This is a genomic window from Streptomyces sporangiiformans (assembly GCF_005768555.2).
In the GTDB taxonomy this organism is placed as follows: Bacteria; Actinomycetota; Actinomycetes; order Streptomycetales; family Streptomycetaceae; genus Streptomyces; species Streptomyces sporangiiformans.
The window spans coordinates 257,051-264,494 of record NZ_VCHX02000083.1 but is presented as its reverse complement, the minus strand read 5'-3'; the positions used below and the strand labels follow the sequence as shown (position 1 = coordinate 264,494).

The window sequence follows — 7,444 nt, the reverse complement described above, 5'->3', positions numbered from 1 at the left end:
TCCGCTGAGCTGGCACACCATCACGCCCGGTCCGCCCGGCACCGTCTATGCGGTGCCGGGCGGACCGCAGAAGGAAGGAATGTTGTGAACACCGCATCCGCCCCGGCGAAGGATGAGACGTCCCTGTCTGCCCGGGAGACGGTCAGGGCGCTGTACGGGTATGTCCGGCCGCACCGTTGGGCCGTTGCCCTTGGTCTGTTGTGTGCCCTGGTCGGGGCCGCCGGGGCGTTGTTGCAGCCGCTGGCCACGAAGGCTTTGGTGGACCGGATGGCCTCTGGTGGGACGATCACCGGGATCCTGATCGGGCTCACCGTGCTGGTGGTGGTGGGCACGGCGGTCGAGGCGTTCGGCGCGTACGTGCTGGAGCGGACGGCGGAGTCGGTGGTCCTGGCCGCTCGACGCACCGTGGTGGGGCGGCTGTTGCGGCTGCGGATCGCGGAGTTCGAGCGGATCCCGCCGGGTGATCTGATGTCCCGCGTCACCTCGGACACGACGCTGCTGCGGGCGGTCAGCACGCAGGCGGTCGTCTCCGCGGCCACGGGTGCGGTCGCGTTCGTCGCGGCGATCGTGATGATGGCTTTGCTCGATGTCGTGCTGCTGGGTGTGACGCTCGGCGTGGTCGTGCTGGTCGGCGGGGCCGTCGCGCTGGTCATGCCGAAGATCGCCCGGGCCACCGAGCGATCGCAGCAGGCGGTCGGGGAGATCTCCGTCGCATTGGAGCGGGCCTTCGGGGCGTTCCGCACGGTGAAGGCGTCCGGTGCCGAGGGCGGGGAGACCGCCCGGGTGGAGGCGGCGGCGCGGCGGGCGTGGCGGCACGGCGTGAAGAGCGCGAAGTGGGAGGCCGCGGCGGGCTCGGCCGACGAACTCGCCGTACAGCTGGCCTTCCTCGCGGTGCTCGCCGTCGGCGGGGCGCGTGTGGCGTCCGGGCAGATCCCGGTCTCCACCCTCATCGCCTTCCTGCTGTACCTCTTCTATCTGATGGAGCCGGTGTCCCGGCTGGTCGACGCCGTGTCCTCCTACCAGGAGGGGTCGGCCGCCATATCCCGGATCGCGGCCGTGGAACGTCTGGCGACGGAGCCGGTCATCGGGCGGCAGGACACCCCGCCCCGCCAGGAGGCGGCGGTGCCGGGCCCGGCGTCGGTCCGCTTCGAGGACGTGTCCTTCCGCTACCGGCCCGGTCTGCCGTACGTCCACCAGCAGGTCAGCTTCGAGGTGCCGGGCACCGGGACGACGGCCTTCGTCGGTCCCTCGGGCGCGGGCAAGTCGACGGTGTTCGCGCTCATCGAGCGGTTCCACGAGGTCACCGGCGGCCGGGTCCTGGTCGACGGCAAGGACGTCCAGGACTGGTCCCTGTCCGAGCTGCGGTCTGCCATCGGGTACGTGGAACAGGACGCGCCCGTCTTGGCCGGCACCCTGCGGGAGAACCTCGTCTTCGCGGCGACCGGCGCGACGGACGACGACATCCGCGACGTCCTGGCCCGCACGAAACTCGACACCCTCGTCGAGCGCCTGCCCCACGGCCTGGACACCCCGGTCGGACACCGCGGCTCCAAGCTGTCCGGCGGCGAGCGGCAGCGCGTCGCCATCGCCCGCGCCCTGCTGCGCAGGCCCCGCCTGCTGCTCCTGGACGAGGCGACCTCGCAGCTCGACGCCGTCAACGAGCTGGCGCTGCGGGACGTCCTCACGGAGGTGGCCCGCGAAACCACCGTGCTGGTGGTGGCCCACCGCCTGTCGACGGTGACCGGCGCCGACCGGATCGTCGTCATGGACGCCGGACGGGTCCGCGCCATCGGCACCCACGAGGAACTGGTGGATGAGGACCCGCTGTACGCACAACTGGCAGCCACCCAGCTCCTGACCCCCGCCCGATGACCCCACCACACGCGAGGTGGTCCGGTCGGCCACTGCCCCACGCCCGGCCGGACAACCACCCACACCCACACAGACCAAGACCGCGAAAGGCCCCCCATGTACACCGAGTCCGCCATCCGTCACAGACGAGCGGTGTGGAGCTGGCTGGCTCAGCCGACCGCGCTGTTCGGCGGGGTGTACGGGCTGCTGGTGTCGAGTTCGGCCGTCGCCGCGCTCACGCAGTTCGGCGAGACGAGCCGAGCGGCACGCATGGACGATGCCCTGTGGGTCCTGTTCACCGCCCTCGCCTCGGCCCTGGCCCATGGTTACGCCCACCAGATCGCCCACCGCGACGCGCAGGGCCGTCCCGGCGTACGGGGTGTGGTGCGTGCCGTGCTCGCCGAATGGCCGCTGGTAGTGGCGGCACTGCCCACCGCACTGCTGGTGTGGGGGGCGGGCCTTGGCTGGTGGCGCTCCGCAGGCATCGAGTACGTCGCCTTCGGCATCAACACCGTCCTGCTGCTGGGCTGGGGCGTGCTGGCTTCCCGGGCCGCGGGCAGCACATGGGGACGAGCTCTCAGGATCGGCTGTGCCGACGCGATCCTGGGAGTGGCCGTCGCCTTGGTCAGCACGCTGCTGAAGTGACGCGGCGACTTGTCACGTGTAGCTCTCGTCGTCCGCCGTGGGCGAGGCGGAAACCAGAGCTGTCAGCCTGGTGCCGGGACGTCGACTGTCCGACCGCAGCACCAGAGACGGTCAGGGCGGGGAGCGGGACGAGCGTGCATGCTCGGCGGAGCGCAGGTCAGGGCGCCAGCGCCCGTTTGCCGGCCGCGGACCATGGCCTCGTGAGCCGACGGAAGAGCATGAGGGATCGAACAAATGTTGCTTCCTCGTCTGAGGCCGTCGGCGGGCTTCGTTCCGATCGTGCGCGGGGGATCATGGGTGATGTGGGAGATGCGCTGGTGGTCGTGCATCGGCTGGGCGAGAGTGGCGGTCGGCGGGTGACCGTGCGCCGCGGCGGGACGAGTGTGGATGTAGGTCTCGCGCATCCCGACCATGACCTCGTTGTTTTCCTGGAGGCCGCATGCCTCGCCGACCCGGACGCGGCTCTCGATGATCGGTGGGTGGCAGGGCGGCCGCCCCCACCAGTGGGATGCGGCATGAGGGACTGGTGGCGTCGGCAAGGTATGGGCGGCTGATTGGGGGCCACTTGGTGAGCGGGTTGGGGCAGCATCCCCGGTTCCCTCCCCGCTGGTCGGAGGAGGGATCCGTCAGTTCCCCGGGACGCTGTAGCCGGAGATGTCTTGGCGGCTGCTCACGGGGCAGGCGCGAGGTAGCCCCCGCTTTCCCTGCTTGCTGCGCGCGGTCTCCCAGCACCTCAACATCAAGCTCCACCTCATCGCGGACGAGGTCATCGGATGGGCCCTGGGCCGACCCCGCGACAGGGCGATCCTGGAGAGGCTGGATGCGGAGGTGGAGAAGCACAAGCGCGCTGGCCGTCTGAGCGGCGGGCACCTTAGCACGCCCGGACCATCTCGGCGGTGACAAGGCGTATTCCTCCCACCGCAACCGCTGCCACCTGCGCAGACGGTAGATCAAGCAGACGATCAGCGATCCGCCTCTGGCTTCGGGGGTAGATCCATTATCCCCGTGCGGGGACGTGGCTGTCACCGCTCTCCGGAATGATCTTTACACCCGATTTACACCTTTAGGCTTGCAGGCACGGACACAACACACTGATTTGACCCGGGTGTTGAGAGTGGCGCACGACGTTGCCGCGCCGGCCGTGGAGCTAACGGACATGGCCGCGGCGGATCACCGGTCCGCCGTCCGCGCGAACAGCGACGACCCTGCCGAGCAGCTGGCCTGGCGGCGGCTTACCGCACAGCACGGTTACCGGCTCGGCGAGATCATGGACGAGTATGGCTGGCCGACGGAGGAACTGGTCGGCGAGGAGACCGCGCGCGCAGCGTGGCTGATCGCCCAGCACGCTGACCGGCAGCTCGAAATTCAACGACGCGCCCTGAAGGTGTCGACAGGCTCGGCCAGCCCACGCGAGCTGGCCTTCTTGCGCGACCGCACGCTGGTCAATGAGGGCCGCAAGCAGATCTACGGCACTCAGATCGCCGGCGTGAAGGACGGGGCACCGGTTCCCTGGCCCTGTGAAGAGCCCGAGCGCATGGACGAACTCCGTGCAGAAGTCGGCATCGAGCCCTTCGACGAGTAAGTCGCCAAGTTCACAATGGCCTGACGCCTCGGCCCCCGCCCCCGTCCGCATCCGCATCCGCATCCGCATCCGCATCCGCATCCGCATCCGCATCCGCATCCGGAGGATCCTTCCCAGGGTTCACGTGCCGTAGGTAATGATCCGCCGGACAGGCCCTGAGTAACAGCTCAGTCCGCGCTGAGCGGGATCCGCAGCCGCACCCGGTAGCCGCCTTCCGTGGTCGGGCCCGCATCCAGGGTGCCGTGCAGGATGTCGGCACGTTCCCGCAGCCCGACGAGGCCTTGCTGGGAGCCGGGGAGGGACAGGGAAGGACGCGTGGATGGGGTGTTGGTGACGGTCACTCCGATGCCCTCGCCGTCCTGCCACAATTCGACGCTGGCCGTGGCGCCAGGTGCGTGTTTGCGGACGTTGGTCAGCGCTTCCTGAACCGTACGGTAGAGGGCGCGTTGGGTGGGTGTGCTCACAGTGGGCGGCAGTTCCCCCGTCAGCTGTACGTGAGTGCCGCTCGATTCCACGAGTTTACGCAGGTCGGCAAGGGTGGGCTGAGGCGTCAGCTCGGTGGCGTCGCCGCCGGAGGCCCGCAGCAGGGTGACCATGGTGCGCAGTTCGTCGAGCGTGGTGACGCTCAGCGAACGGATCGTGCGAGCGGCCTCCTTGGCGTCCACGTCCCGGGCGGCGACCTGCAACGCCCCGGCCCGTACGGCGATCAGGCTGACCTGATGGGAGACCACGTCGTGCATCTCCCGGGCCAGCTGGGCGCGTTCGCGAGCGAGGACGGCCTGGGCGTGCAGGGTCCGCTCGTGTTCCCTTGCCTCCTCGATCTCGGCCAACCGCCGCGCCAGGTCCCGCTGTGCCTGGAGAAGCTGGCCGAAGAGGACCGGTGCCGCGGTCGTAGCCAGGCCGTACACGAAGAAGACCAATGTCATGGTCCGGTCGACCTCGGCCAGGGGCCACGGAGTGCTGCTCGCGACGGCGGCCAGGGCGACGCACACGGCGAGGAGACGGCGGTTGCGGGAGCGTTCGGCCAGGGTGAACAGCGCCGCGAGCACAGCGACGGCGACATCCTGCATCAGCGCGACGGGCAGGGTGAGCAGGAACACGAGGAGCGGGAACCGGCGCCGGAAGGCCAGCGCGGTGCACCCGACAGCCGCCAGCGCGAGCTCGAGGCGCGTGGGCTCCCAGTTGTTCAGCCGCACGTCCACGGCCGCCGCGGCCACCAGGGCGAGGTCGATGACCGGCGCGGGAACCCGCTGCCATAGGGCGCGTGCACGGCTCATCCCCCGGCCTCCGACCGCAGGCGCTCGTCGAGTAGCCCGGCCCGCTGCGCCAGCAGCGCCGCCTGCACCCGGCTCGCCACGCGAAGCTTCGTCAGGATGGCGCTGACGTGGTCCTTCACCGTGCCCGCCCCCAGGTGGATACGCGCCCCGATGTCGGCGTTCGACAGCCCCTCCGCCACCAGGACGAGGACGTCGCGCTCCCGCGCGGTGAGCAGCCGGACCCGCGCGGCCTCCTCGTCGACGGCCGTCCCGGTGCCGGGGTGGCTGTGCAGCAGCGTCCGCGACGCCTTGGGGGACAGCACCACACCGCCCGCGGCCAGGGTGCGCACCAGGTGGGCGAGCTGCTCGGGCTCGGTGTCCTTGAGGAGGAAACCGGCCGCGCCGGAGTGCAGGGCGGTGAGGATGTACTCGTCGGCGTCGAACGTGGTGAGCATCGCCACCACCGGCGGGTCCGGCATCGTGCGCAGTTCCCGGAGCACGGTGAGCCCGTCGACGTCCGGCATCCGGATGTCCAGCAGCACCACGTCGGGCCGCTCCCGGCGGACCGTCTCGACCGCCTCGCCGCCACTCGCGGTCGCGACGACCGCGATGTCCTCGGACGCGCCCAGAATCAGCTGGAAGCCCGAGCGGACCAGAGCCTCGTCGTCAACCACCACTACCCGGATCACGCGCTCCCCCTACCCTTCGTTCATACCGTCCGGCCCACGCCGACTCGACCCTAAAGCCCCGATCGGTCCCGGCGGCCCGCTGAGCTACAGCTCCAGCCACACGGCGGGGTAGCACCCACCACCCGGCAGGGCCGCGGCAGCCTTCTGCCGGATGGGCCGTGATCGGCCCGGCCTCCAGTCTGAGGGCCATGACCCATCACCCGGACTCCGCGCTGCTCCCGGCCGATACCCCGTCTTCTGGAGGTGAGCGTGGTGAGCCCTCGACCGGTGCGCCCGGAGTGGGCCGGCTGATCGGGCTGGACCTGGCCCGCGGCCTGGCCGTCTTCGGCATGTACGCGGTCCACGTGGGCCCCGCCCCGGCTCAGGGCGGTGTCATCGGCTTCCTGATGGAGCTGGCGCAAGGCCGCTCCTCCGCCCTCTTCGCCGTCCTGGCCGGCTTCGCGGTCGCCCTCATCACCGGGCGCCGCACACCGAAGACCGGCCTGGCCGGCCGTCAGGCCGTCGCCAAGGTGATCATCAGGGCCGTGATCCTGCTGGCCCTCGGCACCGCCCTGACCATGACCGGCACCCCCGTCGTGCCGATCCTCGCCTTCTACGGACTGTTCTTCCTGCTCGTGCTCCCGCTGTACCGGCTGGGCGCCAAGCCACTGGCGCTTGTCGCCGCGGGATGGGCCCTGGTGGGCCCGCAACTGCTGTACGCGCTGAAGCCGGTGGTCGGCGGCCGCGTATTCCTCTCCTACGGCCAGGCCGACGGCCCCGTCTCGCTGTTCTTCACCGGCGGCTATCCGGCCCTGACCTGGGTCCCGTTCGTGATCGCCGGTATGGCTGTCGCCCGCTGCGACGTGACTGCCACGGCCGTCCGGATACGCCTCGCCCTCACCGGCGTGGCCCTCGCCGTCACCGGCTACGGCGGCTCCTGGCTGGCGGTGCGTCTCGTACCCGGTGCCGCCGAAGCCGTCCGGAAAGCCGAAGAGGGGCCGGGCATGTCGTCCGTGTCATCCGTATCGCCCGACAGCATCGGCATCTTCGGCGACACCCCCGCCGGGATGCTGGCCTCCGCCCCGCACAGCGAGGCGACCCTGTCCATCATGGCCGCCACGGGTGTGGCGATCCTCGTGATCACCGCATGCCTGGCCGCCATGGACGCCTTCCCCAGGCTGCGCCGCCTGACCAAGCCCGTCATCGCGGTCGGCTCGATGTCACTGACCGCGTACGTCTACCACATCGTGGCCATCTGGCTCCTGGACACCGAGCAATCGGCCGTCCCGCCGCTGTACGTCCTGCTCGGCTTCATCGCGTCCATCACCCTCCTCGCCACCCTCTGGTCCCGCTTCTTCCAGCGCGGGCCACTCGAATGGCTGATGGGCAAGGCGACCGGGATCGCCCGACGCATTCGATAAAACGCAGCCGGAGAAGCGTGC

General features: G+C 70.4%; 6 protein-coding genes. 4 read left to right on the top strand and 2 right to left on the bottom strand.

The features are described from left to right. Positions 1-84: 84 nt before the first annotated feature. The 3 genes from FGD71_RS10010 (at position 85) to FGD71_RS09995 (ending at position 4,078) form a co-directional block, all read left to right on the top strand. Complete coding sequence (locus FGD71_RS10010; RefSeq protein WP_119100028.1) at positions 85-1,872, top strand: ABC transporter ATP-binding protein; 1,788 nt, start codon at positions 85-87, stop codon at positions 1,870-1,872. Between the two features lie 96 nt (positions 1,873-1,968). Next, entirely contained in the window at positions 1,969-2,496 is a 528-nt protein-coding gene (locus FGD71_RS10005) for a hypothetical protein (RefSeq protein ID WP_119100027.1), read from the top strand. 1,114 nt (positions 2,497-3,610) lie between these two features. Beyond that, the gene (locus FGD71_RS09995; protein ID WP_119100025.1) at positions 3,611-4,078 is read left to right on the top strand and encodes a DUF6624 domain-containing protein; all 468 of its coding nucleotides are present in this window, start codon (positions 3,611-3,613) and stop codon (positions 4,076-4,078) included. Positions 4,079-4,245: 167 nt separating this feature from the next. On the opposite strand, the gene FGD71_RS09990 is transcribed toward FGD71_RS09995, so the two are convergent. Further along, positions 4,246-5,355 carry a sensor histidine kinase gene (locus FGD71_RS09990; protein ID WP_119100024.1) on the bottom strand — a complete coding sequence of 370 codons (1,110 nt, stop codon included), beginning with the start codon at positions 5,353-5,355 and terminating at the stop codon, positions 4,246-4,248. Next, on the bottom strand, positions 5,352-6,011 hold the full coding sequence (locus tag FGD71_RS09985) for a response regulator (protein ID WP_119100023.1): 660 nt from the start codon (positions 6,009-6,011) through the stop codon (positions 5,352-5,354). The genes FGD71_RS09990 and FGD71_RS09985 overlap by 4 nt, the downstream gene beginning before the upstream one ends. A 200-nt stretch (positions 6,012-6,211) precedes the next feature. Here FGD71_RS09985 and FGD71_RS09980 point away from each other — a divergent pair, with 200 nt between their 5' ends. After that, positions 6,212-7,423, top strand: a complete 1,212-nt coding sequence (locus FGD71_RS09980) for a DUF418 domain-containing protein (protein ID WP_119100051.1) — start codon at positions 6,212-6,214, stop codon at positions 7,421-7,423. Positions 7,424-7,444 lie beyond the last annotated feature (21 nt).

Coding starts and splice junctions, on each gene's coding strand:
- FGD71_RS09990 (WP_119100024.1), bottom strand. CDS start 5,355: ATGAGCCGTGCACGCGCCCTATGGCAGCGGGTTCCCGCGCCGGTCATC.
- FGD71_RS09980 (WP_119100051.1), top strand. CDS start 6,212: ATGACCCATCACCCGGACTCCGCGCTGCTCCCGGCCGATACCCCGTCT.
- FGD71_RS10005 (WP_119100027.1), top strand. CDS start 1,969: ATGTACACCGAGTCCGCCATCCGTCACAGACGAGCGGTGTGGAGCTGG.